Genomic DNA, 25668 nt, shown 5'->3' on the forward strand with positions numbered 1-25668 from the left:
CCGCTCACCGGGCGCGGGCGGTCAGGGCGGGGCGGGGGGCGGCGGTGCCGGCCCGGACGGCCTGCTCGACGGTGGCGGTGAAGGCGGCCAGGTCGGCCGAGTCCAGCAGGTGGCGCAGCTGGAGCTCGATGCCGAGCCGGCGGCGCAGCAGGTGGACGACCCGCAGCGCGGCGAGGGAGTGACCGCCGAGCGAGAAGAAGTCGTCGGTGGGCGCCAGGCCGGGCATGCCGAGGACGGTGCTCCAGACCTCGGTGACCTGGTCCGCCAGTCCCCCGGCCCGCTCCGCCGTATCCGCGGACGTGCCCGCCGCCGAGGACGGGTCCGCCCCCGGGTCCGAAGCCGGGTCCGCCCCGGCGGCCGGGACGGGCAGCGCGGCCAGGTCGACCTTGCCGTTCGGGGTGAGCGGCAAGGCGTCCAGCACGGTGATCGCCGACGGCACCAGGTGGGCGGGCACGGTGGCCCGCAGCCGTTCGGTCAGCTCGGCGGGGGTGACGCCGCCGGTGACGTAGCCGATCAGCCGGCGGTCGTCGGGGGCCGGCTCGTGCACGGTGACGGCGGCGGCCTGGACACCCTCCAGCCGGGCCAGGGCGTGCTCGACCTCGCCGAGTTCGACCCGGAAGCCGCGCAGTTTGACCTGGCGGTCCACCCGGCCGACGTACTCCAGCAGGCCGCCCGCGCCGCGCCGGGCCTGGTCGCCGGTGCGGTACATCCTCCGCCCGTCGCCGGACCCGCCGAACGGGTCGGCGACGAAGCGTTCGGCGGTCAGTCCGGGCCGGCCGACGTAGCCGTGGGCGAGCCCGGGCCCGGCCAGGTACAGCTCGCCGACCACACCGTCGGCGACCGGGGCGAGCTTCTCGTCCAGCAGGTACAGGCGCACGCCGGGCATCGGCTCGCCCAGGTGCGGTCCGGGACCGCTGATCGGCGTGGTGACGGCCTCGACGGTGCACTCGGTGGGCCCGTACAGGTTGAGGGCGTCGATGCCGCCGTCGGCCAGCTCCCGCCAGGTGCGCTCGGGGACGGCCTCGCCGCCCATGAACAGCCGCGGCACCCGGGCGCCGGCGAGCGGCTCGCGCAGCAGCTCCCAGTGCGACGGGGTCAGGTCGAAGTCGGTGACGGCGTGCTCGGCCAGCAGGGCGGCCAGCCGGGCCGGGTCGGCGCGGTGCTCCTCGCCGATGACCAGGACGGTGTCGCCGCGGCAGATCCGGGTCCACTGCGGGACGGAGGCGTCGAAGGAGATGCTGGCGTTCCAGCCGACCACGCCGGGCTCGGCGCGGAAGGCGCCGGTGGCCTCCAGCCCCTCGATCAGTCCGGCGACGGCGCCGCGCGCCACCTCGACGCCCTTGGGGCGCCCGGTGGAGCCGGAGGTGTGGATGACGTAGGCCGGGTCGAGCGGGTGGGCCCGCTCCGGCAGGTCCGCGACGTCCGGCCCGTCGGCGGCGTCCGGCAGGTCGGCGACGTCCGGGCGCAGCACCGGCACGCCCTCGGCCGCCGGGAGGCCGTCGGCGCTGATCAGGGCGGCGAGCCGGGCGTCGGCGGCCATGAAGGCCAGCCGCTCGGCGGGGTAGGCCGGGTCGAGCGGGACGTAGGCGGCGCCGGCCCGCCAGACCGCGAGGAGGGCGACCGGCAGGTCGACGGTGCGGGCGAGGTGGACGCCGACCCGGTCGCCGCGGCCGACGCCGAGGGCGCGCAGGGCGCGGGCCAGGTCGGCGGTGCGGCGGTCGAGTGCGGCGAAGTCGAGGCGGTCCGCGCCGGCGATCACGGCGGTGCGCTCGGGGTGGGCGGCGACGGTGTCGCGCAGGCGCTGCAGCAGGTCGGTCATGACGGTCCTCGGAGGTCGCGGGCGGCGGCGGCCATGGTGTGCAGGGCGGCCGTGTAGGTGTCGATGAACTGTTCGGCGGTGCGGTCGGTGACCAGGGAGCGCTGGTGGTCCACGGCGAGCAGCACCCGCTGCGAGACCGGGTCCTGGATCAGCGAGGCGCCGAAGGCGAAGCTGTTGGGTTCGTGGCGCAGGGTCGGCTCGCAGCCGATCCGGCCGTCCACGATGCGGGCCGAGCTGAGCCGGCCCAGGGCGTGGAAGCGCAGGAAGCCGAACTGGCTGTCCAGCGCGGTGTCGGTCATCAGCCGGGCGAGGCGGGCGAAGGGCACCCGGCGGTGCGGCATCATGTCGAGCTCCTCCCGGTGCACCTCGCGGGCCAGGGCGAGCAGGTCGTCGGTGGGCTCGCAGCTCAGCGGGACGGTGTTGAGGAACAGCCCGTACACCTCGGTGCCGCCGAGCCGTTCCAGCCGGCCGTTGACGGCCAGGCCGGTGGTGACCCGCGCCCGCCCGGTGACGGCGGCGAGGGCGTGCAGGTGGGCGGCGAGCGCGACCGACTTGACCGGGACGGCCAGCGCCTCGGCGACCAGCCGCAGCTGTCCGGGCGCCTCGGGCAGCACGCGTTCGACGGTGCGCGGCGCCTCGTGCACGTCCTCGCTGCCGGGGAACAGCTGGCCGCTGGCGCCGGACAGCCGCTCGCGCCAGTAGTCGAGCGACCGCTCGTCCCGGGCGGCCTGCCGTTCGACGGCCACGAAGTCGCGGAAGGCGGTGCGCGGCGGCGGGGTGGGGGCGCCGAGCGGGTCGGCGGCGAGGGCGGTGTGCCGTTCCAGGATCTCGGTGAGCAGCGAGGTGAAGCTCCAGCCGTCCAGGATCGCGTGGTGCTCGGAGACGGTGAGCTGGAAGGCGTCCTCGGCGAGGCGCTGCACGGTGATCCGGAACAGCGGCGGCTCGGCGAGGTCGAAGGGGGTCCGGCGGTGGGTGTCGAAGACCTCCCGGACCGCCGCGTCCTGGTCCGGCGCGCCGCGCAGGTCGGTGAACTCGACGGGGGCGGGCAGCCGGCCGTGGACGAGCTGCAGCGGCTCGCCGTAGCCGGACAGGTCGAGGCCGGTGCGCAGCACCGCGTGCCGGTCCATCGCCTCGGCGACGGAGCGGCGGAAGGCCGGTTCGTCGAGGTCGCCGGAGATCCGGTAGGAGTTGACGTTGTGGTAGCTGTCGGTGCCGCCGGCGATCTCCATGTGGAAGACCATGGAGAGCTGCATGGACACCATCGGGTAGGCGTCGGCGAGGCCGGGCGGCAGGTCGGCGCGGTCCTCCGGGGTGAGCAGGGCGAAGGGCTCGTGGGCCTCGGCCCCGCCGGTGACGGGCTCGGCCAGCGGCAGCAGGGCGGCGACGGTGGGGGCGTCGAAGACGTCCCGCAGGCTCACCCCCCAGCCGCGCTCGTGCAGCGCGCCGGCCAGCTGGACGGCCCGGATGGAGTCCCCGCCGAGGTGGAAGAAGTCGTCGTGGACGCCGATGCCGTCCACCCCGAGGACCTCCGTCCAGACGGCGGCGAAGGCCTCCTCCTCCGGGGTGCGCGGTTCGACGTGGCGGCCGCCGGTGGCCGCGCTGCGCTGGCCGGGGGCGGGCAGCGCGGCGCGGTCCACCTTGCCGTTGACGGTGAGCGGCAGCGACTCCAGCACGGTGAAGCTCGCCGGAACCATGTACGGGGGGAGCGAGCGGCCGAGGAAGGCGCGGACGTCGGCGGGTTCGCGCCCGGTGACGTACGCCGCGAGGCGGTCCTCGTGCACGGTGACCACGCAGGCGTCGACGTCCGGGTGCGCGGCGAGGGCGTTCTCGATCTCGCCGAGCTCGATCCGGAAGCCGCGCAGCTTGACCTGGAAGTCGGCGCGGCCGATGTACTCCAGGCCGCCGCCGGGCAGGCGGCGGGCGACGTCGCCGGTGCGGTAGAGCCGGGCGCCGGGCGGGCCGTAGGGGTCGGCGACGAAGCGGCCGGCGGTGAGGCCGGGGCGGCCCCAGTAGCCGTGGGCGAGGCTGCCGCCGCCGATGTAGAGCTCGCCGGGCGCGCCGGGCGGGCAGGGCCGCAGCCAGTCGTCCAGGACCTGCGCGGTCAGGTGCGGCATGGGCGCGCCGATCAGGCTGCGCTGGAAGCCCGTGCTGCCGGCCAGGTCGTGGGTGGTGACGTGGACGGTGGTCTCGGTGATGCCGTAGAGGTTGCAGAGCCGGGCCGGCGGCGGCGGGTCGAGCTCGAACCAGCGCTGGACGACGGCCGGGTCCAGCGCCTCCCCGCCGAGCATGATCCACTTCAGTGCGGGCAGGGCGCGCGGGCTGCGGCGCAGCACCGGCTCCAGTTGGCGCAGCGCCGAGGGGGTGAGGCAGAGGAAGGAGACCCGCTCCTCCTCCAGCAGCTGGGCGAACTCCTCCGGCGAGCGGCTGGTGACGTACGGGACGACGACCAGCCGGGCGCCGTGCAGCAGGGCGCCCCACATCTCCCAGACCGTCCAGTCGAAGGCGTAGCTGTGGAAGAGCGTCCAGGTCTCCTCCGGGCCGAAGCCGAAGTGCTCGGCGCCGTCCGCCATGAGCCGGCTGACGTGCTCGTGGGCGACGGCGACGCCCTTGGGGCGGCCGGTGGAGCCGGAGGTGAAGATCACGTAGGCGACGTCGCCGGGGCGGCCGGCGGCGGGCGGGCGGGTGTCCGGCCGGGCGTCCAGGTCGGCGGCCTCCGCGGTCAGGTCGTAGGCCTGCCAGGGGCCTTCGGGCACCCGGTCCGCGCGGTCGGTGACCACCAGGGCGACGTCCGTGTCACCGAAGACGAGCGCGGCGCGGTCGGCGGGGGCGGCCAGGTCGACGGGCACGTACGCGGCGCCGGTCTTGAGCACGCCGAGGACGGTGACCAGGACGTCGGCCGTGCGGTCCAGCAGCACGCCGATCCGGTCGCCGGGGCCGGCGCCGCGGGCGCGCAGGGCGTGCGCGAGGCGGTTGGCCCGGCGGTCGAGCTCGGCGTAGCTCAGGGTGCGGTCCGGGTCGCTGACGGCGGGCCGGTCCGGGTGGGCGTCGGCGGCCCGCTCGAACAGCCGGTGCAGGCAGTGGCCGGGGGTGTCGGTGGCGCGCGGGGCGTCGGCGTCGCGGGTGGTCAGCCGCAGCACGGTGGCGTCGGGATCGTCCAGGGCCGCGGTGAGCAGCGCGCTCCAGTCGGCGGCGAGGCGCCGGACGGTCTCCGGGTCGAACAGCTCGCTGCGGTACTCGGCCTCGCCGCGCAGTTCGCCGCCGTTCCCGCCGCCGTTCCCGCCGCCGTCGAAGACGGACCAGGTCAGGTCGAACTTGCTGGTGCCGTTGGAGCGGACCCGGCTCTCGGCGGTGGCCGGGCCGAGTGCGAACGGGGTGCGGTCCTCGCCGTGGGCGCCGAACACCACCTGGACCAGCGGCGGGTGCTGCGCGGTGCGGGCGGCGCCGAGGTGGTCGACCAGCTGGTCGAAGGGCACGTCGAGGTAGCCGTAGGCCTCGAAGGCGACGTCCTGGACGTGCTCCAGCAGGCCCCGGAAGGACAGGTCGGGCGAGAGCCGCAGGCGCAGCGGCAGCAGGTTGACGAAGTAGCCGAGCAGGTGCTCCAGTTCGGGGCGGTCGCGGGTGGTGACCGGGGTACCGATCACCAGGTCGTCGGCGCCGGTCCAGCGGTTCAGCAGCAGGGCGAAAGCGGCCAGGTGGACGGTGAACGGGGTGACGCCCGCCGCTTCGGCCAGGGCGCGGACCCGCGCCGCCGTGCCGGGGGCGGTGCCGAACTCCTCGGTCCGCCCGGCCGCGCCGCGCTCGGCGGGCCGGGGCCGGTCGGTGGGCAGCTCCAGCAGGCCGGGCGCGCCGTCCAGTTGCTCCTTCCAGTAGGTCAGGTGCTCCTCGTAGGAGGTGCCGTGCCGTTCCTGCGCGTGGTCGGCGTACTGCACGGTCAGCTCCGGCAGGACGGCCTCCCGGCCCGCCACCGCCGCGCCGTACAGCTCGGCGAGTTCGCGGGCGAAGACCTCGGCGGACCAGCCGTCCCAGACGATGTGGTGGACGGTGAACAGCACCGTGGTGCGCTCGTCCGCGAGCCGGAAGGCCTCGGCCCGTAGCAGCGGGCCGGTGGCCAGGTCGAAGGGCTCGGCGCAGCGGGCGGCGAGCAGCTCCTCCAGGCGGTCCTCCGGGCGTTCCTCCGGGCGTTCGGCCTGCGCGGGGCCGGCCTGTCCCGAGCCGGCCGACGGGCGCAGGTCGGTGACCGCGAGCGGCACCGGCAGGGCGTGGTGCACCTGCTGGCGGGGGCCGTCCGGGTGCAGCGCGAAGGTGGTGCGCAGCACCTCGTGCCGAGCCGACAGGGCGTCCAGCGCGCGCCGGAGCAGCGCGAGGTCGAGCGGGCCGGTGACCTCGACGGTCCAGGGGGTGCAGTAGGTGACGGCCCGCGGGTCGAGGCGGTCGAGGAACCAGAGGCCGCGCTGCAGCCCGGAGACGGGCGCGGTGCGCGCCGGGTGGTCGGACGGGCTCACGGCCTCGTTCCCTTCGTGTGCGGCACGGCCCGTCATCGGGCGGCCAGCCGTTCGGCGATGGCGCTCACGGTCCTGGCCCGGAACACCAGCTGCGGGGGGACGCGGCTGCCGGTCTCCCGGGACAGCCGCATCGCGACCCGGACGGCGGCCAGCGAGTTGCCGCCGATCCGGAAGAAGTTGTCCTCGCGGCCGACCTCGGCGAGGTCGAGCACCTCGCGCACGGCCTCGGCGACCAGCCGCTCGGCCTCGGTCAGCGGGTCCCGCACGGCGGCGCGGCGCTCCGCGGGGGCGGGCAGGGCCTTGCGGTCGACCTTGCCGTTGTGGTTCAGCGGCAGGGCGGCCAGGACGTCGAGGGTGGCGGGCACCATGTGCTCGGGCAGCAGGGCCGCCAGGTGGTCGAGCAGCGCGTCGGGGTCGGGGGCGTCCGCGCCGGGGGTGACGTAGGCGGCGAGCCGGCGGTCCCCCGGGGCGGGCTCGTGCACGGTGACCACGGCCTCCTGGACGGCCGGGTGCCGGGTGAGCGCGTCCTCGACCTCGCCGGGCTCGACCCGGAAGCCGCGGATCTTGATCTGGTCGTCGATCCGGCCGGTGACCTCCAGCAGGCCCTCGGCGTTGACGTAACCGAGGTCGCCGGTGCGGTAGAGGCGCTCGCCGGGGGCGCCGAACGGGGCGGCGACGAAGCGTTCGGCGGTGAGTCCGGGCCGGCCGAGGTAGCCGTGCGCGAGGCCGCCGCCGGAGGCGTACAGCTCGCCCGTGACGCCGGGCTCGACGGGGCGCAGCCGCTCGTCCAGGACGTGGATGCCCTTGCCGTGCAGCGCGACGCCGATCGGCACCGATCCGCCGGTCGGGTCGGCGGCGGTGACCCGGTGGCAGGTGGTCAGGCCGAGGCTCTCGACCGGGCCGTAACCGTTGGCGACCCCGAGGCCCGGGTGGTTCTCCAGGGCCTTCGCGACGTGGGTGACGGAGGCCCGTTCGCCGGCCGTGAAGGCGAGCTTGAGTCCGTCGTAGGTCTCCGGGAACTCCTCCAGTAGGAAGTTGAACAGGCTGGCGGAAAGCTGGAGTTGGGTGACACCGTGGCGACGGGTCAGCTCGGCGATGGTCTGCGGGTCGGGCCGCTGGCCGGGCTGCAGGACGCAGCTGCCGCCGAAGCAGAGGGCGCCGTAGAGCTCCAGCGCGAACGCGTCCCAGGAGACCGGCGAGCACTGCAGCCAGACCTCCTGCGGGCCGAAGCGGGCGTAGTCCTGGCCGAGGTAGGTGGTGGTGAGCGCCCGGTGCGGGACGGCCACGCCCTTGGGGCGGCCGGTGGAACCGGAGGTGAACATCACGCAGGCCAGGTCGGCGCCGCCGACCGGCAGACCGAGGTCGTGCGCCGGGTGACGGGCGATTTCGGCGGCCGAGGCGTCCAGGTCCACCTGGTTCCGGACGGCGAACGGCACGGTGGCGCGCCGGTGGGTGACCACCGTGGCGGCGCCGGTGTCGGCGACCGCGCCGGCCAGCCGCTCGGCCGGGAAGTCCGGGTCCAGCAGGGTGTAGGCGGCGCCGGTCTTGAGGGCCGCCAGCAGCGCGGTGACCAGCTCGGGCCCGCGGTCGGCCAGCACCGCGACGGTGTCGCCGCGACCGACGCCGAGGCCCGCCAGGTGGCGCCCGAGCCGGTTCGCGGCGGCGTTCAACTCGCCGTAGCCGACGGTCCGTTCGCCGGAGACCAGGGCGGTGGCGTGCGGGGCTCGGGCGGCCTGGGCCTCGAACAGGGCGTGCACCGGCACCTCGAGGGCGGCGGCCAGGGTGCCCAGCCACTCCTCGCACAGGGCGGCCATGCCGGCGGCGCCGAAGAGGTCGCTGTCGTACTCGAAGCGGCCGGTGAAGCCGGTGCCGAGGTCGTCCACCGAGACGGACAGGTCGAAGCGGGAGACCGGGTTGGAGTGCAGGGCGCGGGTGACCGGGTGGCCGCCGACGGTGAACGGCCGGGTGTCCAGCGGGTGCAGCTCCAGCAGCACCTGGCAGAGCGGGTTGCGGTCCTCGGGGCGCTCGTCGAGGACGGCGTTCGCGATGTCGTCGAAAGGCACCTCCTGGTGCCGGTAGCCGCCGATCGACACCTCGCGCACGTGCCGGACCAGCTCACGGAAGGAGGCACCCTCCTCCAGCGTCAGCCGCAGCGGCAGCAGGTTGACGAAGTAGCCGATCAGGCTGTCGAGTTCGGCCCGGCCGCGGACGTTCACCGGCGAGCCGAGCACCAGGTCCCGCTGCCCGGACCGGCGGTGCAGGGTGAGCGCCAGCCCGGCGAGCAGCACCATGAACGGGGTGGCGTCCTCGCTGCGGGCGAGCGCCCGGACGGCCGCGGCCACCGGGTCCGGCATCGTGAAGCGGTGGAAGGCCCCGCGGAAGGCCTGCTCGGCCGGCCGGGGGTGCTCCGGGGCCAGTGCCGGCGTCGTCGGAGCGTCGCGCAACTGCTCACGCCAGTAGTCGAGTTGACGTCCAGTGGCGTCGTCCCGGTACTGCCAGGCGGCGTAGTCGCCGTACTGGAAGGCAAGTTCCGGCAGCTCGGCCGGACGGCCCTCGGCCGCGGCGGCGTACAGCTCCTGGAGCTCCGTCTCCAGCACGGCCAGCGAGCCCTCGTCCCAGACGATGTGGTGGAGGAGCAGCAGCAGCGTGGTGGCGCCGTCGGCCCGGAACACCCGGGCCCGCACCAGCGGTCCCCGCTCGAGGTCGAAGGGTTCCAGCGCCGCCTCGGCGACCAGGCCGTCCACCCGGTCGGCGGTGGTCTCGGTGAGCGTGAACGGCAGTTCCACGGCCGGGTGGACGACCTGGCGCGGACCGTCCTCGGCGAGCTCGAAGGTCGTCCGCAGGCTCTCGTGCCGCGCCACCACCCCCGCCAGCGCCCGCCGCAGCAGCTCCGGGTCGACCGGCCCGGCGAAGCGGAACACCCAGGGCACCACGTAGGTCGGCGCGTCCGGGTTCCACTGGTCGAGGAACCAGAGGCCGCGCTGGAACGTGGACAACGGGGCCTCGGTGGCGCCCGAGCGGACCAGCTCCGGGCGCTCGCCACCGGCCGAGGAGCTCACCGCGGCGGCGAACTCGGCGAGCGTCGGCGCGTCGAAGATGGTGTACGGCGACACCATGCCGAAGACGTCGAAGACCCGGCCGACCACCCGGACGGCGGTCAGCGAATCGCCGCCCAGGTGGAAGAAGTTGTCGTCGGCGCCGACCTCGGGCACCCCGAGCACGTCCGCCCACACCGCCGCGATCAGCTGCTCGGCGGGGGTGCGCGGCGGGCGGCCGACCGGCTTGCCCTCGGCGGCGGCCCGCGGCGCGGGCAGCGCCGCGCGGTCCACCTTGCCGCCGGCGGTCAGCGGGAAGGCCGCCAGGGCGGTCAGCGTCGCCGGGACCAGGTGCTCGGGCAGCCGCTCGGCCAGCCAGGGCCGGACCTCGGCGTACTCCGGCACGGCGCCGGTCACGTACGCGGCCAGCCGGCCCTCGTGCGCCACCACGACGCAGCCGGTGACGCCGGGGTGGCCCGCCAGCACCTGCTCGACCTCCCCGGGCTCGACCCGGAAGCCCCGGATCTTCACCTGGTGGTCGCTGCGGCCGAGGAACTCCAGCGGGCCGTCCTCGGCCGGGCGGCGCACCAGGTCGCCGGTGCGGTACATCCGGGCGCCGCCGCCGGGTGCCGGTGTCCGCGCCGGTGCAGGTTCCTGCTCCGCCGCCGGTTCGTGTGCCGGTTCCTGCTCCGCGAAGGGGTCCGCGACGAAGCGGTCGGCGGTGAGGCCGGGGCGCCCGAGGTAGCCGGAGGCCAACAGCGTCCCGCCGACGTACAGTTCGCCGGTCTCGCCGGGCGGCACCGGCCGCAGCCGCTCGTCCAGGACGTAGAGCCGCCGGGCGCCGAGCGCGGTGCCGATCGGCACCCGGGAGGCCGGCTGCTCACCGGCCAGCCGGTGGGTGGTGGCGGTGACCACCGTCTCGGTCGGCCCGTACGCGTTCAGCAGCGGCACCCCGGTCGCCGCCCACCAGGCGGCCGCGGTGGCGGGCTCCAGCTTGTCGCTGCCCGAGATCATCAGCCGCAGGGTGCGCGGCACCCGGCCGCCGAGGGCCGCCACCACGTCCTGGAAGTAGCCGGCGGCCAGGTTGGCGACGGTGATGCCCTCGGCGTCCAGCAGGTCCAGCACCTCGGCCGGGGCCAGCAGGTGCTGCTCCGGGAGGACCAGGCAGGCCCCGGCGGACAGCGCGCCGAGCACCTGCTCCACCGCCACGTCCACGGTCGGGCGGGCGAAGTGCAGCACCACGTCCCGCTCGGTGAGGCCGAAGGTGTCGACCACGGCGGCCAGGTGGCCGGTGAGCGCGGCGAGCGGCACGTGCACGCCCTTGGGGCGGCCGGTGGTGCCGGAGGTGTAGATGACGTAGCCCGCAGCGGCGTTCGCGTCCGCGGTCGGCTCGCCCACCTCGGTGAGCGCCTCGCCGTCGAGGGCCAGGGAGGCTCCGGCGTCCTCGGCGATCCAGCGGTTGCGCTCCTCGGGGGCCTCTCGGTCCAGCGGCAGGTAGGTGGCCCCCGCCCGCAGGACCGCCAGCAGCGCGACCACGTGGTCCAGCCGGTCGCGGCCGGTGACGGCGACCGTCCGCCCGGGAGCGAGCCGGGCGGCCAGGGCGGCGGTCAGGCCGTCCAGCTCCCGGTAGCTGAGGGTCCGGCCGCCGGTCCGGACGGCCGGCCGCTCCGGGAAGCGGCGGACGGCGGAGGCGAACGGCGCGAATCCGGGCGCCGCGCATTCCGGTGCCGTGGATTCCGGTGCCGAGAATCCGGGCGCCGGGAATTCGACGGGGAAACCGCGTGAGGACATCATCCAACCCCAGATCGTGAGAGAAAATCGGCGACGAGAGCGACGATAGGGGGAATTCGACGGCCCTATCGGCAGAATGAGCGGAAGGAAATCGGCAGTTTGATCGTGCCGCTTTCCGAGCAGGCCGGCGCTATCGGCCGGGGGCGGTCCCGAAACCCTCGGGAGACCAGACGTCCTCCCGGTCGAGGGCCTGCGGCGCGTACTTTCCGAGCGAACTGATCAGCAGTCTGAGTTCCAGCGCCAGGCATTCCGCGAAACGGCGCAGCCCGGATTCCCGGTCCTCCGCGACGGCCAGCAGCGCCGCCCGCCCGAGGCCCACCGCGCGGGCGCCCAGCGCCAGGCTCTTGACCGCCCGGGCCCCCTCCCAGATCCGCCCGGAGACCAGCAGGCTCGGCGGCGGGTCGACCGCGAGTCGGCGCAGGCACTCGGCGAGCGGCAGGCCGACGTGCGGCAGGAACACCCCGGGCGCCCAGCCGGTGCCGCCCTCGGCGCCGTCCACCACGACGGCGTCCGCGCCGGCCTCGTGCGCCACCCGGGCGGCCTCGGCCACGTCCCGGCCGGGGTAGAGCTTCACCCAGATCCGCACCCGCGGGTAGTTGTTGCGCATCAGCCGGATCTGCTGGCGCAGGATCTCCGCGGTGAAGGTGCCCGGGGTCGCGGCGCGCAGCACCCGCCCGTCGCCGAACAGCGGGTCGATCCCGAAGCGGTCGCCGAGCGCGGCGGCGGCCTCGGCCGCCAGCACGGTCATCCCGCCCAGGCCCGGCTTGGCCCCCTGCCCGACCTTCAACTCGAAGGCCAACCGCCCGGATTCGAGCAGCGGCAGGGCCGCCGGATCGCTGTGGACGAGGTTCCACACCTCGGCGTCGGCGTCCTCCGTGCTCTGCTGCACGGCCACGCCGCCGAGCCCGTCCGGGAGTTCCTCGCCGTAGGCGCGCAGCCGGCCGAGCAGCGTTCGGTCGGCCGCCTCGCCGAGCCGGCCGTAGCCGTTGACCGGCACCACGTTCTCGCCGATCACCATCGGGATCCCGAGCGCCCCGGCCTGCCGGCTCAGCGCCAGGCCCACATCGCCGCCGGCCGCCCGGGTGGATCCGGTCGCGGAGACGTACACCGGCAGCGCGGAGGCGAACCCGCCGATGGCGGTGGCGAGTTCGACGTCCCGGTAGTCGGGTTCGCGGCCGAGGTCGATCAGCTTGGCGAGCCGCTGCGGCAGGAACAGCGGCGGGACGATCCGCAGCGCGTCCAGGGCGTCCGGCCGCGCGGGCCGGTCGGCCGGGCCGGGTTCGGCGGCGCCGAACAGCACCCGCCCGTACTCCTCGGCGGGCGGGAACGCGGCGGCCGCCCCGGCGCGGGCCCGCCGCCGGACCTCCTGCTCCGGGAAGCCGGGCGCCACCAGGTCACCCGGCCGCCCGCTCGCGAGGTCACCCGGCCGCTCACCGACGAGGCCGCCCGGCGGCCCGCTCACGGAGGCATTCGGCCGCTCGCCGACGAGGTCACTCAACCGCTCGCTCACGGGGACACCACTCCGGCGAGCTTCGGGAAGGCGCTGGCCTGCCAGACCGCGTCCAGCCCGGCGACGTACCGGGTGAGCCGCTCGACCCCGATGCCGAAGCCCGCGCTGGCCGGCACGCCCTCGCGCACCAGGTCCAGGTACCAGCGGTACTTCTGCGGATTCTCGCCGGTCTCCCGCATCCGGGTGATGATCTCCGCGTAGTCGTTGGTGCGCTGGCTGCCGCTGCACAGCTCGCCGTAGCCCTCGGGCGCGAGCAGGTCGAAGTTCCGCAGCAGGCCCGGGTCGTCGGGGTGCTCGCGGTCGTAGAAGCCGCGCGAGCCCTTGGGGTAGTCGGTGACGAAGAACGGCCGGTCCCGCCGGGCCGACAGCAACGCCTCGCCCTCCCAGTCGAGTTCGGCATCGGCGCTCTGCGGGTGGCCGATGCCCCGGAGTTCGGTGACCGCCTCGGCGTGCCGGACGCGCCCGAAGGAGCCCTTCAGGAGTTCGGCGAACGCCTGCGGATCCCGGCCGAGTTCGGCGAACTCCTTGGGCAGCTCGCGCACCGCGCTGTCGACCATGTGCACCACCAGCTCCTCGGCCAACTGGACGACCTCGTCCCGGCTCGCGCCGGCGACCTCCACGTCCAGCTGGTGGAACTCGGCCAGGTGCCGGCTCGTCCCCGCGGTCTCCAGCGGCTCCAGGCGGACGTTCGGGGCGATGCAGAAGATCTTGTCGAAGGCGAGCAGCGAGGCCTGCTTGTAGAGGATCGCGCTGGTCATCAGCTTGTAGCGGTGGCCGTAGTAGTCGATGTCCACCTGCTTGGAGCCGCGCGCGCCGGGGTCGGTGACCGGGCCGATGATCGGCGGCAGCAGCTCGGTGAAGCCCCGGCCGCGCAGGAACGCGCGGGCGGCGGTGAGCAGTTGCTGCTGGACCCGGAGCGCGCTGCGGGTGGTCGGCGCGGTCAGGTGGCGGCCCGGATCGGTCGGGGGCAAAGGGGCGGAGTCGGGCATGGTCGGGGTCCTCTTCTCTCGGGGGAGGTCGGGTCTCGGGGAGCGACTGTGTTCGGGGGCGGCTGTGATCGGGAGGCATCCGCGCTCGGGGAGCGGCTGTGTTCGGGGAGCGGCTGTGATCGGGAGGCATCGGTCGCCGGTCGGACCGGCGCGCGGCCCGCTCAGCGCGCGGCCGGCAGGCCCCGGCTTTCGGGCACCGCGTCCGACCGCACGTCCCGGCCGTCGTAGCACCGCTGGACGTGCGAGAGGGCGGCCAGCAGCCCGGTCGAGCCGAGGATCGGCGGGCGGCCGCCCTCGACCAGCCCGGCGATCGGCATCGAGCCGACGGCGGACCAGTGCAGCCGCCCGTCCGGGCCCAGCGAGCTGCGCGCCCGCCCGGCGTTGTCGGGGTGGAGGCAGTACGGCACGTCCAGGTAGCCGGCCGCGAACGCCCGCACCAGGGCCCGGCCGACGTCGGCGTCCAGGTCGAGCACCGCGCCGATCAGCGCCCTGGCCTCGGCCTCGACCCCGGTGTCCGGCGGCGTGGCGGGCCGCGGACGGGTGCGCTCCGCCGTGGCGGCCGCGGCGGCGGCCTCCAGCGCCCGGACGTTCTCGGCGACGGTCGGGATCCGGTGCGCCTCGGCCGTGGTCTTGACGATCAGCCGGGCGGCGCCGCCGCGCACGGCGAGCCGCGCCGCGTCCTCCAGCAGCAGCCGGGCGCCACCGGGCGAGCGCGGGTACACGCCCATGTAGGCGTACACCACCAGGTGCCGGTCGACGTCCGCGAGCAGCTCGTCCGCGATCCGGCCGAGCGCGGCCAGCGCCTCCTCGTCCTGCCGGGCGTCGGCCTGCTGGGCGTAGCTGAGCGAGATGCTGCGCAGCCCGTGCTGCCGGAAGAACAGCGCCTCCAGCACGCTGATGGCGATCAGCAGCGAGGGCGGGCAGAGCTGGCCCATCATGCAGCCGCCGAACGTCTCCAGGTGCGGCTCCGCACCGACCTCCCGCATGGAGGCGAGGAGTTCGCAGCTGCGCCGCCAGCGGGCCACCGCCTCGTGGAGCGGGGTGCGGCCGTACGGCAGGCAGTAGGAGACCGGTCCGCCCTCGGTGGCGTCCAGGCCGGCCGCCAGCAGCGCCTCGAAGATCCGCTCCGGTGACGCCGAGCCGTGCCGGACCTGCACCGGGAAGCCGGCGTCCGCCACCCCGCGCAGCACCGCCCGGGTGACCTCGACCGGGTGGGTGGCGATCGGGTAGCCGTTGAGGCCCGCCCCGGCGGCCAGGGCGCGGCGCGCCGCGTCGAGGTCGCCGGTGCGGGTGTAGCTGTCCAGGGTGATGGTGCCGACGGTGACGGCGGCCGCTCCCCGGGTGGCGAGCAGGCCGTCCCGCATCCGGGCCGCCTCCGCCATCCCCATCCGGGGCTGGACCACCAGGGCGCCGGCCTCCGCCGCCTGCGCCACGAACGCGCCGAAACCGGTCACAGCAGGACCCGGGAGCGCAGCCCGTCGACGAAGGCGCGGAACGGGGCCACCGCGGAGCCCTCCTCGAAGACGGCGTCGAAACCGGCCGCCAGCAGCGTCCGCTCGCGGTCGGGGTCGTCGGCCCCGGCGATGCCGAGCTTGCCGCCGATGACGGTCGGCGTGCGCCGCAGCTCCGGGCAGGCGCGCAGCGCCGGGATCACCCGCAGGCCCTCCTGGTGGCCGTGCCCGTTGACGCTGCTGATCACGATCAAGTCCGGCACGATCCGGCGGCATTCGGCGAGCAGCAGCGCGTCCGGAACGCAGGCCCCCAGATTCGTCACCCGGTGGCCCATCTCCTCCAGCAGGAGCTGCAGGAACACCAGGTTCCAGGTGTGCGAATCCGAGGCCGTCGTCGTCACGACGACGTCCAGCCCGCCGTGTTCGGCATTTCCGTGCTCCACAGCTCAGCCCTCATCGGTAGAGATCGTCGATGGAATTCCGCCGACGCCGGGCCGGCGGTCCGGGAATTCCGGCGCGTGTTCCGCGACGGCCCAGCCCCGCGGAGAACGTTAGGAACGATCGGGCCCGGCGAGCGGCAGCTCCTGCGGCACAATGCGGCAGAATCGGCGCCCGGCCGAGGCACTGCCGCACCACCGGCCCGCACCACCGGCCCGCGCCGTCGGCCGCGCCGTCGGCCGAGCCGTCAGCCCGCGACGGCCAGCAGCGGCACGTCCCCGGTCGGGGCCAGCCGGAGCCCCGGCTCCTCCCGGACGAGTCGCCGGCACAGGTTGAGCACCGTGAAGCGCACGCCGTCCCGGGCGGGCACGCTGCGGATCAGCCCGCGCGACAGCAGCTCGTGCACCGTCGCCAGGCAGGTCTGCAGCGCCCAGCCGGTGCGCACCACCGCGTCCTCCCCCGACCAGTCCCCCGGCTCGTCCACCAGCACGTCCAGCAGTGCGCGCTGACGATCCGTCAGCTTTCGGATCGCCGGCTCCACCTCGTCCCGCACGTCGCCGCGCGCGCCGAACACCAGCGGCGGTGCCGCCAGCGTGAACGGGACGGCGGCCAGCCGGGCCACCAGCTGGCCGGTGGACTGCACCAGCGCCCAGCCCGCCGCGCGCTCCAACGCGCCCGGCAGGCCGTCCAGGTGGCGGCAGAGCTCCGCGACGGCGGGCGCCTCGGAGCGCTCCAGGGTGTAACCGGGACGAAGTCTGCACAGGTGCGAGAGCAGCAGCCGGACGGCCCCGACCTGCGCCAACGCCTCCGGTTCGGCGTCCAGTTCGGGGGCCGGGACGGGCAGCGGCGCGAGCGGGATGACCTGGCCGCCGGGCAGCGGCCGGGCCTCCCGGGCGGTGATCAGCACCCGGAGTCCGGGGCAGTGGTGGAACAGGGCGTCCAACTGCCCGGCGTCCACGCCGCCGTCGGCGCCGTCCAGCACCAGCAGGGCGGGCCGGTCGCCGATCTCCCGGACCAGGTCGTCCGGCCGGCCGCGCCAGGGGTGCGGGCCGCCGCCGCAGTCCACCCACCGCACCGACCAGTGCGCGGCCAGGTGCACCCGGCGGGCCACCTCCAGGGCGAGCCGGGTCTTGCCCACCCCGCCGAGCCCGACCAGAGAGACCAGCCGGTCGCCGTGCAGGGCGAAGGCGTCGACCAGCACCTCGGTCTCCACCTCCCGGCCGACGATCGCCCCGCGCGCCACCGGCGGGGCGGCCGGGGCCGGCACCGCCGCCGGCTCGTCGGCGAGCGGGTGCCGGCGGGCGGCCTCCTCGAACTCCGTCCGGTTGCGGCCCTCCAGCCGCAGCGCGTCCGCCAGCAGCCGGACGGTCTCGTTGCGGGGCCGGCGCACCCGGCCGCTCTCCATGTCCCGGATCGCCCGCACGCTCAGGGTCGCGTGATCGGCGAGGCACTGCTGGGTCAGCCCGATCCGCTCGCGCCGTACCCGCAGCTGCTCGCCGAAGCCCGCCGCCGCTCGCACCGACTGCCCGCTGTCCATGCCTCGCCTGCCCTTCCGTGGTTCGGACACTCACGGGAGCTCCGATCCGGCGGCATCAGCACTGGGCACCCGCGCGGCCCGTGGTCCGGCCGTACTGGTACCGGTGGTCAGGCTGTGGCCTCCGAACCGGTTCCCTCCGGTTCCCGATGCTCCAGGCTCGCCGTCTACGCCCGATCAACGGCCGATCACCGGCCCCACCCGCGACCTTCACGCAGGCCTCACATCACGTTCGGCACCCCGGCCGGGAGCCCCGACGACAACACCCACGACGGCCTCACCGGCGCGCCGAGCCATCCCGGACCGGCCTCGAACACCCGGGGCAGCGGCCCCGCCGGAAGCAAAGGCCCCGCCGAGCCCGAACCGAACAGACCGGGGCAGAGAAGGACCGAAACGGTCGGGATGGGACGATACCTGCCATGCCTAGCAAGTCTCCCTCGGTCCGGGGCCCCGGCACCCCGCCCGACCCGCTCTGCCGCCTGCTGCTCGACCTGGGGGAGGCCCTGCTGGGCGGTGGTCTGCCCGTCCACGAGGTCGAGGAGGAACTGCGCGGACTGGGAAAGGCGTCGGGGGCGCCGGAGGTCCGGGTCGCGGCCCTGACCAACGGGCTGTTCGTCGCCCTGGGCCCGGACGAGGGCACCCGCTTCCAGCCGGTGGGCACCGCGCTGCGGTTCGAACAGACGGCGGACGTCCTGCACCTGGTGCACCGGCTGCGCGCCGGTGAGCTCGACGGGCCGCGGGCGCTGGCCGAACTGGACGGGATCCGGCGGGCGCCGGCCCGCTGGCCCACCTGGGTGGCGGACCTCGGGGCACTGCCGGTCGGGGTGGGGGTCTGCCTCTTCCTGCAGCCGGTGGCGGCGAACGTGCTGGTGGCCGGGCTCGGCTCGCTGATCGTGGTGGGGCTGACCGCGCTCGCCCGGCGCCTGCCGTACCTGCGACCGCTGCTGCCCGTCACCGCCGGGTTCCTGGTCGCGCTGCTGGTCCTGTCGCTCGCCCGGGCCGCCGTGCTGGACGGGCCGCTGCGGACGATCGTGGCCACCCTGGCGATCCTGCTGCCGGGCGGACTGCTGGTCACCGGGCTGTCGGAGATCGCCGCGGGCGCGGCCAGCGCGGGTACGGCCCGGCTGGTGTCCGGCGCGGTGCAGCTGGCGCTGTTCCTCGCGGGGGTGGCCGCGGCCGCGACGGCGACCGGCATGCCGGCCACGGCACTGGCCAACGTGCAGGTCGCGAAGCCGAGCTGGTGGGTGATCGGGCTGGGGCTGGCGATCGCGGTGGCCGGGGTGGTGGTCAACGTCCACACCCCGCCCGCGGCCGTCCCGTGGATCGTCGCGGTGATCGCGGTGAGCGTGACCGTCCAGGTGGCGGTGGGGATGGCGCACGGCGCCGCGATCGGCGGCCTGGCCGGGGCGGTCTCCGCCGCGGTCGCGGCCACCCTGGTGCACTGGCTGCCGGGCGGTCGGCTCTGGCAGGTGCTCTACCTCCCGGCGTTCTGGATCGTGGTGCCGGGCTCCTTCGGCCTGTTGAACACCGCGCAGATCGAGGTCGGGAACGGGGCGCAATCCGTGCTGGCGGCCGTGTCGGCGGTGTTCGGGGTGTCGATCGGCACCCTGATCGGCTCGGTGATCAGCCGGATCCCCCGCCCCTCCCTCGTCGTCCCGCAGCTCCGGGCCTGAGCGGCGGGGCGGAGACGGAAGGGACGGGGAGAGGCGGGGAGGCCCGGCGGTCAGGGGTGGCGCAGGGCCTCGGTGAGGCGGTCGGCCGCCTCGACCACCGCCCGGGAGAGCTGCGCGCCGGGGTGGCGGGTCAGCCGTTCGATCGGGCCGGAGACGGAGACGGCGGCCACCACCCGGTTCGACGGGCCGCGGACCGGCGCGGAGACGGAGGCGACGCCGAGTTCGCGCTCGCCGATGGACTGCGCCCAGCCGCGGCGCCGCACGCCGCTGAGGGCGGTGGCGGTGAACCGGGCACCCTGCAGGCCGCGGTGGAGCCGCTCGGGCTCCTCCCAGGCGAGCAGGACCTGGGCGGCCGAGCCGACCTTCATCGGGAAGGTGATGCCCACCGGCACGGTGTCGCGCAGGCCGGACAGCCGCTCGGCGGCGGCCACGCAGATCCGGACCTCGCCCTGCCGGCGGTAGAGCTGGGCGCTCTCGCCGGTGACGTCGCGCAGGTGGGTCAGGACGGAGCCGGCGGCGGCCAGCAGCCGGTCCTCCCCCGCGGCCGCCGACAGCTCGGAGAGCCGGGGGCCGAGGACGAACCGGCCCTGCAGGTCCCTGGTGACCAGGCGGTGGTGTTCGAGTGCGACGGCCAGCCGGTGGGCGGTGGGCCGCGCCAGCCCGGTGGCCGCGACCAGCCCGGCGAGGGTGGCCGGACCGGCCTCCAAGGTGCCGAGGATCGAGGTGACCTTGTCGAGCACGCCGACGCCGCTCGTGTTCTGCATGGGAATGGGTACTCCGTCTCGAATCCCGTGAGCGGCGGGTGGGCCGTGCTCACGGAGGCCCCGGGCGTGGAGCCGGGGGGTGGTCAGCGCGGACGGGCCGGAGAAGTCGGCCGATTGCCTGCGCCGGGCACGAGACGGGTACGCGAAAGGGCCGGGGCGGGAAGCGCCCGGGCGAAGGACAGCACAGAGAGCACCGTGTCTCCTCATCTTTCCCGCGCCACAGTGGCGACAGGCCGGAGTTGGCACTGATCCCGGGCGGCACGGCGCGTACTTCGGACGCCGGGTCGACCGGGGAGCTGCCGGGGCTTCGTAGGGCCGGTCCCTCCACCCCTCTGGATGATTCGCCAGGAACCATACAAGATTCCCCGGCCGCCCCGTCAATCCTCCCCCCGCCACACGCGGGCGGCAGCGGGCCCCTGGGCCGGGGACGCACCGCCCCCGCCGACGGCCCGGCACCCCGCCCACCCCCGTGTGGCACAGTGGCCGGACCACCCCCAGCCGGGGCCGTGCCGTCACGAACCGAGGACTCCCGTGCCCGACTACAAGCCCGCGCCGCGCACGGTGGTCGAGGCCTGCTTCGACCCCCGGGGCACCGCCTCGCTCGACTACGTCTACGACGTCGCCGCGGCGGCCGGCCTCGCGGACCAACCGGTCCGGCTGGCGGTCCGCCGGCTGGAGGCGGCGGGCGTGCTGCGCCAGGAGGGGCGGGGCCGCAAGGGCCGCCTCCGGCTGACCGACGCGGGCCGCCTCCGCACCGACACGGACGCCCGGTTCATCGCGCTCGCCTACGCGCAGGACGCCGGACTCGCCCCCTGGGACGGCCTCTGGCGCCTCTACACCTTCTCCGTCCCCGAACAGCGCCGGGCCGAACGCGACGCGCTCCGCACCGCGCTGACCCGGCTCGGCGGCGTCCCGCTCGCGCCCGGCACCTACGTCAGCCCGCACGACCTCCTGCCCGAACTCCTCGGCGAGACCGCGCAGTCGACGGTCGACACCTACCTGATCACGGCGGAGGCCACCCGGCTGACCGGCCCGGGCTTCGCCGACCCCGCCTCCATCGCGGAACGCCTCTGGCCAGCGGCCGACACCGTCGCGGCGTACGGCCCGCTCGCCGACGCCCTCGGCGCCGCCGACGCCCGCACCGCTGCTCACGAATCCACCGGACTCGTCGCCACCGCGCTGCGCCTGGCCGACGCGTTCGGCCACGCGCTGGAGCAGGACCCGCTGCTCCCACCGGAGTTGCGGCCCTCACCCTGGCCGCCCGCGCGGCTGCGGCACGCCTTCCAGGAGCGCTGGACCGCGATCCGCGCACAGGCGCCGGACCTCCTGCTCTTCCGCGCCTTCGACCCGCCCGCCGAGCCCCCGCGCTAGCAACGGGCTGACGGACGTCGGGAGTCGACCCCGGCCGACGCCCGCCACGCCGTCACCAGCGGTCGTGCACCTGCGGCCGGATCCGGCGGTCATACAGCTCCCGCACCGCCTCCAGGGTGGCCGGCGGCAGCGGCGCGAGCCCGGCGGCGGCCGCGTTGGCCCGCGCCTGCGCCACGTTGCGGGCGCCGGGGATCACCGTGGTCACCCCCGGCTGCTGGACGATCCAGCGCAGCGCCGTCTGGGCGGCGGTGGCGCCCTCCGGCGCGAGCGCGGCGAACTCCACCGCCGCCTCGACACCGGTCGCGAAGTCCACCCCGGAGAAGGTCTCGCCCTGGTCGAAGGCCTCGCCGTGGCGGTTGTAGCTGCGGTGGTCGTCCGGCGGGAAGACCGTTCGTTCGCTGTAGCGGCCCGAGAGCAGCCCCGAGGCCAGCGGCACCCGGGCCAGGATCCCCACCCCGGCCGCCTCGGCGGCGGGCAGCACCCGCTCCAGCGGCTTGAGCCGGAACGCGTTCAGGATGATCTGCACGCTCGCCACGCCCGGGCGCGCGATCGCGGTCAGCGCCTCCGCGCAGGTCTCCACGCTCACCCCGTACGCGGCGATCCGCTCCTCCGCGACCAGGGTGTCGAGGGCGTCGAAGACCTCGTCCGAGGAGTAGACCGGCGTCGGCGGGCAGTGCAGCTGCACCAGGTCGAGCCGCTCCACCCCCAGGTTGGCCCGCGAACGGTCCGCCCAGGCGCGGAAGTTGGCGAGGTGGTAGTGCTCGGGCCGCTGCTCGACCCGGCGCCCGAACTTGGTGGCGACGAACACCTCCGCGTCCGGGCGGTCCTTCCGGAAGCGGCCGATCAGCCGCTCGCTGCGCCCGTCGCCGTAGACGTCGGCGGTGTCGAAGAGCGTGACGCCGGCCTCCACCGAGGCCTCCAGCACGGCCAGGGCGTCCTCCTCCCGGACGTCCCCCCAGTCCGCGCCGAGCTGCCAGGTGCCGAGTCCGACGATCGAGACGGGCCGACCGGTGCGGCCGAGTACGCGCTGTTCCATGGGACGAGCCTCTCACGCCGGCCCCGCGACGGCCGGTCCGCGCCCCGGACACAGCGGGGACACGATCCGGACGACTCCCGGACTCAGGTGCGTACGTACGCACGGAACGCCCTACGATGGGCGGATGAGCACCGGCACCGATCTGGCAGATGCGCATCGCTCGCAGCAGCGGGCCGGGGAGCGCCTGGACGTCGCCGCGTCCGTGCTGACGCTGCTCGCCGACCGGACCCGGCTCGCCCTGCTGGAACGGCTCGGCCGGGGCGAGGCGGACGTCACCACGCTGACCGGGGCCACCGGCGCCGCCCGGCCGTCCGTCAGCCAGCACCTGGCCAAGCTCCGACTGGCCGGCCTGGTCACCACCCGCAAGGAGGGCCGGCGCGTCGTCTACTCGCTGCGCCACGGGCACCTGCGCCGCCTCGTCGACGAGGCGCTCAACGTCGCCGACCACCAGATCGGCCACCTGCCGCCGCACGACTGACCCGACCGCGCAGCCGACCCACCGCGCAGCCGACCCGCCCCACGACCGACCCGCCCGCGCGGGCACCGCCCCGGATCCGAGGGCGGACTTCCGGCGAATAGGTGCACAGGTACGCACTTGTTTTTATGATGGGCACACCACCCCACCGCCGACCTGGACGGAACCCGTGCTGTCCGTGCTGCGCAACCGTGCCTACCGCCACCTCTTCACCGCACAGGCCGTGGCCCTGGTCGGCACCGGCCTGGCCACGGTGGCGCTGTCCCTGCTGGCGTACCGGATCGCCGGCGACGACGCCTCGGCCGTCCTCGGCACCGCCCTGGCGATCAAGATGGTCGCCTACGTCGCGATCGCGCCGCTCGCCGGCGCACTCGCCGGGCGACTGCCTCGACGGACCCTGATGGTCGCGATGGACCTCACCCGGGCCTGCGTCGCGCTCACCCTGCCGTTCGTCGACCGGGTCTGGCAGGTCTACGTCCTGATCTTCCTGCTCCAGGCCGCTTCGGCCGCCTTCACCCCGACGTTCCAGGCCACCATCCCGGACGTCCTGCCCGCCGAACGCGACTACACCCACGCCCTGTCGATGTCCCGGCTCGCCTACGACCTGGAGTCGCTGTTCAGCCCCGCGCTCGCCGCGCTGCTGCTGTCCGTGGTGTCCTACGACTGGCTGTTCGCCGGGACGGCGGTCGGGTTCCTGGCCTCCGCCGCCCTGGTGGTCTCGGCCGTCCTGCCCAAGCCCGCCCCGGTCGAACCCGCCGGCGGCGGCTACGCCAGGGCCGCCCTCGGCACCCGCCTGTTCCGGGCCACCCCCCGGCTGCGCGCGCTGCTCGCCCTCGACCTCGCGGTCGCCGCCGCCGGCGCGATCGTCTTCGTCGACACCGTCAACGTGGTCCGCGACCACTTCCACCGCCCGGCCGGGGCCGTCTCGCTCGCGCTCGGCGCCTACGGCGTCGGCTCGATGCTCACCGCACTCCTGCTGCCCCGCCTGCTGGCCCGGGTCGGCGACCGCGCGATCATGCTGCCCGCCGCCTTCGCCCTGCCCGCCGTCCTGGCGGCCGTCACGGCGATCTCCGCCGCCCCGGCCGGCACCGGGACGTGGGCGGCCCTGCTCGCCGCCTGGGCGCTCGTCGGCGCCGGCAGCTCCGCCGTGCTCACCCCCGGCGGACGCCTGATCCGCCGCTCGGCCGCCGACGCCGACCTGCCCGCCGCGTTCGCCGCCCAGTTCTCGCTGTCGCACGCCTGCTGGCTGCTCACCTACCCGCTGGCCGGCTGGCTCGCGGCCGGCGCCGGGCTGCCCGTCACCGCCGTGGTCCTCGGCGTCGTCGCGCTGGCGGCCGCGACCGGCGCCGCCGCGCTCTGGCCGTCCCGCGACCCCGAGGCGCTGGAGCACCTGCACACCGACCTGCCCGCAGGCCACCCCCACCTCGCCGACGCGCACGCGACCGCCGGCGGCGCCTGGCAGCACGGCCACCACTACGTCATCGACCGGCACCACCACACCTGGCCCCGCCCGAGCGGCCCCCGCCCCCACGCCACGGCCGGCTGACCCCACGGCCGCGCCGCACCGGGACGTTCCCGGGCCGATGCGGACCGATGCCGGGGCCGATGCCGGGGCCGGGGCCGAGGTCAGCCGGCCTCCCGGCCGGGCCCGCCGAGCAGGGCGTCCAGCGTGAGACCGCCCAACTCGCCCTCCAGCCCCTCCACCCCGGGCGCCACGGCGAAGCGGAACTGCTGGGAGGCAAGCAGCGAGATCAGCCACCACGCCCCGGTCGCCGGTTCGAGGTCCGGCCGGACGCTGCCGTCGCGCTGCCCGTCGGCGAGCAGTTCGGCGAGCGTCGCCGCGATGAGCCGGTTCCCGCGCCGGGCCGCGTCGAGGACCACCGGTTCGGCGGTGAGGGTCATGGCGTCGGCGAACAGCACCCCGAGGGTGCCCCGGGCATGGACCCGGGCGAGGTGCCCGGGGGCGAGCAGCTCGGACAGCCACCCGCCGATGCTGGGGCTGCGCCCCGCCCACTCCCGCAGCGCGGCGTCCAACTGCCCGGCGGCGTGGTCGAGGACGGCGGCGAAGACCGCCGCCTTGGAACCGAAGTTCTGGAACACCACCGGCTCGCTGACGCCGACCCGGCGGGCGACCTCCGACATCCGGCCGCGCTGGTAGCCGACTTCGGCGAAGACCTCGGTGGCCGCCGCGAGGATCAGCGCCTGCCGGTCGGCCGGCTTCAGGCGTGTCCGCGTGCGCGGACGCTTCGCTTCGGGTTCTGACTCGGGCACGCCCGCATCCTATCCACCCCCTTGCGAGAAAACTTAGTGGCGACTAAGTTCAGTGCTACTTAGTCGCCACTAAGAAAGAGCCCGGCATGGAACTCGCACGCTTTCTGCACGGCACCTCGGACACCCGCACCGGCGGGCAGACGCTCACCCACGGACGCGCCTACGAGGCCTTCGGCAACGTCTTCTTCGGCGGCCGGCGCCGCCAGGTCTTCACCCGCCTCGCCCGCCTCAGCGGCGCCCGCCCCGGCGACCGCGCCCTCGACGTCGGCTGCGGCACCGGCTACCTCACCCTGTGCGTCGCCGACGCCGTCGGCCCGACCGGCAGCGCGCTCGGCATCGACCCCTCCCCCGACGTCCTCGCCCACGCGCGCCGGCGCGCCGTCCGCCACCCGCAGTGCGCCTTCGCCGACGGCATCGCCGAGGACCTCCCGGGCCCCGACGGCGGCTACGACCTCGTGGTCAGCAGCCTGATGGTCCACCACCTGCCCGAGGACGTCCGCGCCCGCGCCGCCGCCGAGATGTACCGCGTCCTGCGCCCGGGCGGCCGTCTCCTGCTCGCGGACTTCCGCCCGCCCGCCAACCCGCTGGCCCGTCACCTGGTCGGCGCCGTCACCGGGCCGGTCATGGAGCACAACCCGGTCCACCTGCTCCAGCCGCTCGTCCGGGACGCCGGCTTCACCGGCATCGAGACCGGCGACCTGCACCCGTGGATCCACTACGTCCGGGCCGCCAAGCCCACGGATCCCGGCACGCCTGCGGGGCCCGGCACGCCCGGGGCGTCCGCGGCGCCCGGGGAGCGCGCGTGATCACCACCGCGCCCCGCGGCAACCGCGCCCTGCGCACCGCGGCGATCCTGCTGATCCCCGCGGGCCTGCTCCTCCACCTGTGGCTCGGCACGAAGGGGCCGCTGCTCGCCGTCGCGGTCGGCCTGGCCTGCCACCTCGCCGCCGCCCTCGCCGCCCGCCGCCGGTTCGCCGCCCGCCGCCGGACGCACACCCCGCACGGCTGA

Annotated in this window: 17 protein-coding genes and 1 riboswitch; of the genes, 6 read left to right on the forward strand and 11 right to left on the reverse strand. The window is 75.7% G+C overall.

The genetic code is table 11. The features are described from left to right. Positions 1 to 4: 4 nt before the first annotated feature. The 8 genes from AB0Q99_RS01445 to AB0Q99_RS01480 form a co-directional block, all read right to left on the reverse strand. Positions 5 to 1819: a non-ribosomal peptide synthetase gene (locus tag AB0Q99_RS01445; protein WP_363567282.1), complete on the reverse strand. Its 1815-nt coding sequence runs from the start codon at positions 1817 to 1819 to the stop codon at positions 5 to 7. After that, positions 1816 to 6321, reverse strand: a complete 4506-nt coding sequence (locus tag AB0Q99_RS01450; protein WP_363567284.1) for an amino acid adenylation domain-containing protein — start codon at positions 6319 to 6321, stop codon at positions 1816 to 1818. Before AB0Q99_RS01450 ends, AB0Q99_RS01445 begins: the two co-directional genes overlap by 4 nt. Before the next feature lie 32 nt (positions 6322 to 6353). Then, positions 6354 to 11150, reverse strand: coding sequence for an amino acid adenylation domain-containing protein (locus tag AB0Q99_RS01455; RefSeq protein ID WP_363567286.1), 4797 nt, complete (start codon positions 11148 to 11150; stop codon positions 6354 to 6356). A 127-nt stretch (positions 11151 to 11277) separates the two neighbouring features. Next, the gene (locus AB0Q99_RS01460; protein WP_363568179.1) at positions 11278 to 12540 is read right to left on the reverse strand and encodes a glutamate synthase-related protein; all 1263 of its coding nucleotides are present in this window, start codon (positions 12538 to 12540) and stop codon (positions 11278 to 11280) included. 113 nt (positions 12541 to 12653) lie between these two features. Continuing rightward, positions 12654 to 13646: an asparagine synthetase A gene (locus AB0Q99_RS01465; protein ID WP_363567288.1), complete on the reverse strand. Its 993-nt coding sequence runs from the start codon at positions 13644 to 13646 to the stop codon at positions 12654 to 12656. A 161-nt stretch (positions 13647 to 13807) separates the two neighbouring features. Continuing rightward, positions 13808 to 15100, reverse strand: coding sequence for a methylaspartate mutase (locus AB0Q99_RS01470; protein WP_363567290.1), 1293 nt, complete (start codon positions 15098 to 15100; stop codon positions 13808 to 13810). Beyond that, positions 15097 to 15540: a cobalamin-dependent protein gene (locus tag AB0Q99_RS01475; protein ID WP_363567292.1), complete on the reverse strand. Its 444-nt coding sequence runs from the start codon at positions 15538 to 15540 to the stop codon at positions 15097 to 15099. Before AB0Q99_RS01475 ends, AB0Q99_RS01470 begins: the two co-directional genes overlap by 4 nt. Positions 15541 to 15782: 242 nt before the next feature. Further along, positions 15783 to 17072, reverse strand: coding sequence for a helix-turn-helix domain-containing protein (locus AB0Q99_RS01480; RefSeq protein WP_363567293.1), 1290 nt, complete (start codon positions 17070 to 17072; stop codon positions 15783 to 15785). Between the two features lie 416 nt (positions 17073 to 17488). On the opposite strand from AB0Q99_RS01480, the gene AB0Q99_RS01485 reads away from it, so the two are divergent. After that, a complete protein-coding gene (locus tag AB0Q99_RS01485) occupies positions 17489 to 18742 on the forward strand; it encodes a threonine/serine exporter family protein (RefSeq protein ID WP_363567295.1) in 1254 nt (417 codons plus the stop codon). 50 nt (positions 18743 to 18792) lie between these two features. Here the strand turns inward: AB0Q99_RS01485 and AB0Q99_RS01490 are convergent, their stop codons facing one another. Beyond that, entirely contained in the window at positions 18793 to 19506 is a 714-nt protein-coding gene (locus AB0Q99_RS01490; RefSeq protein ID WP_363567297.1) for an IclR family transcriptional regulator, read from the reverse strand. Between the two features lie 200 nt (positions 19507 to 19706). Further along, positions 19707 to 19849, reverse strand: a riboswitch (SAM riboswitch). Positions 19850 to 20037: 188 nt separating this feature from the next. Between AB0Q99_RS01490 and AB0Q99_RS01495 the strand changes: the two genes are divergently transcribed. Beyond that, positions 20038 to 20877: a PaaX family transcriptional regulator C-terminal domain-containing protein gene (locus tag AB0Q99_RS01495; protein ID WP_363567299.1), complete on the forward strand. Its 840-nt coding sequence runs from the start codon at positions 20038 to 20040 to the stop codon at positions 20875 to 20877. Between the two features lie 52 nt (positions 20878 to 20929). On the opposite strand, the gene AB0Q99_RS01500 is transcribed toward AB0Q99_RS01495, so the two are convergent. Beyond that, the gene (locus AB0Q99_RS01500; protein WP_363567301.1) at positions 20930 to 21913 is read right to left on the reverse strand and encodes an aldo/keto reductase; all 984 of its coding nucleotides are present in this window, start codon (positions 21911 to 21913) and stop codon (positions 20930 to 20932) included. A 124-nt stretch (positions 21914 to 22037) separates the two neighbouring features. Here AB0Q99_RS01500 and AB0Q99_RS01505 point away from each other — a divergent pair, with 124 nt between their 5' ends. Both AB0Q99_RS01505 and AB0Q99_RS01510 read left to right on the forward strand, forming a co-directional pair. Next, positions 22038 to 22391 (forward strand): metalloregulator ArsR/SmtB family transcription factor, encoded by a 354-nt coding sequence (locus AB0Q99_RS01505; RefSeq protein ID WP_363567302.1) that lies wholly within the window; start codon positions 22038 to 22040, stop codon positions 22389 to 22391. 166 nt (positions 22392 to 22557) lie between these two features. Continuing rightward, entirely contained in the window at positions 22558 to 23934 is a 1377-nt protein-coding gene (locus AB0Q99_RS01510) for an MFS transporter (RefSeq protein WP_363567304.1), read from the forward strand. An 80-nt stretch (positions 23935 to 24014) separates the two neighbouring features. Here AB0Q99_RS01510 and AB0Q99_RS01515 read toward each other — a convergent pair whose 3' ends face one another. Further along, positions 24015 to 24659, reverse strand: coding sequence for a TetR/AcrR family transcriptional regulator (locus AB0Q99_RS01515; RefSeq protein WP_363567306.1), 645 nt, complete (start codon positions 24657 to 24659; stop codon positions 24015 to 24017). An 86-nt stretch (positions 24660 to 24745) separates the two neighbouring features. Here AB0Q99_RS01515 and AB0Q99_RS01520 point away from each other — a divergent pair, with 86 nt between their 5' ends. Together AB0Q99_RS01520 and AB0Q99_RS01525 are read left to right on the forward strand one after the other, a co-directional pair. After that, complete coding sequence (locus AB0Q99_RS01520; protein WP_363567308.1) at positions 24746 to 25465, forward strand: methyltransferase domain-containing protein; 720 nt, start codon at positions 24746 to 24748, stop codon at positions 25463 to 25465. After that, the gene (locus AB0Q99_RS01525; RefSeq protein WP_363567309.1) at positions 25462 to 25668 is read left to right on the forward strand and encodes a hypothetical protein; all 207 of its coding nucleotides are present in this window, start codon (positions 25462 to 25464) and stop codon (positions 25666 to 25668) included. Before AB0Q99_RS01520 ends, AB0Q99_RS01525 begins: the two co-directional genes overlap by 4 nt.

Origin of the sequence: Kitasatospora sp. NPDC086791, from assembly GCF_040685975.1 — a bacterium.
GTDB lineage: Bacteria > Actinomycetota > Actinomycetes > Streptomycetales > Streptomycetaceae > Kitasatospora.

Coding starts and splice junctions, on each gene's coding strand:
- AB0Q99_RS01445 (WP_363567282.1), bottom strand. CDS start 1,819: ATGACCGACCTGCTGCAGCGCCTGCGCGACACCGTCGCCGCCCACCCC.
- AB0Q99_RS01455 (WP_363567286.1), bottom strand. CDS start 11,150: ATGATGTCCTCACGCGGTTTCCCCGTCGAATTCCCGGCGCCCGGATTC.
- AB0Q99_RS01465 (WP_363567288.1), bottom strand. CDS start 13,646: ATGCCCGACTCCGCCCCTTTGCCCCCGACCGATCCGGGCCGCCACCTG.
- AB0Q99_RS01480 (WP_363567293.1), bottom strand. CDS start 17,072: ATGGACAGCGGGCAGTCGGTGCGAGCGGCGGCGGGCTTCGGCGAGCAG.
- AB0Q99_RS01485 (WP_363567295.1), top strand. CDS start 17,489: ATGCCTAGCAAGTCTCCCTCGGTCCGGGGCCCCGGCACCCCGCCCGAC.
- AB0Q99_RS01490 (WP_363567297.1), bottom strand. CDS start 19,506: ATGCAGAACACGAGCGGCGTCGGCGTGCTCGACAAGGTCACCTCGATC.
- AB0Q99_RS01500 (WP_363567301.1), bottom strand. CDS start 21,913: ATGGAACAGCGCGTACTCGGCCGCACCGGTCGGCCCGTCTCGATCGTC.
- AB0Q99_RS01505 (WP_363567302.1), top strand. CDS start 22,038: ATGAGCACCGGCACCGATCTGGCAGATGCGCATCGCTCGCAGCAGCGG.
- AB0Q99_RS01520 (WP_363567308.1), top strand. CDS start 24,746: ATGGAACTCGCACGCTTTCTGCACGGCACCTCGGACACCCGCACCGGC.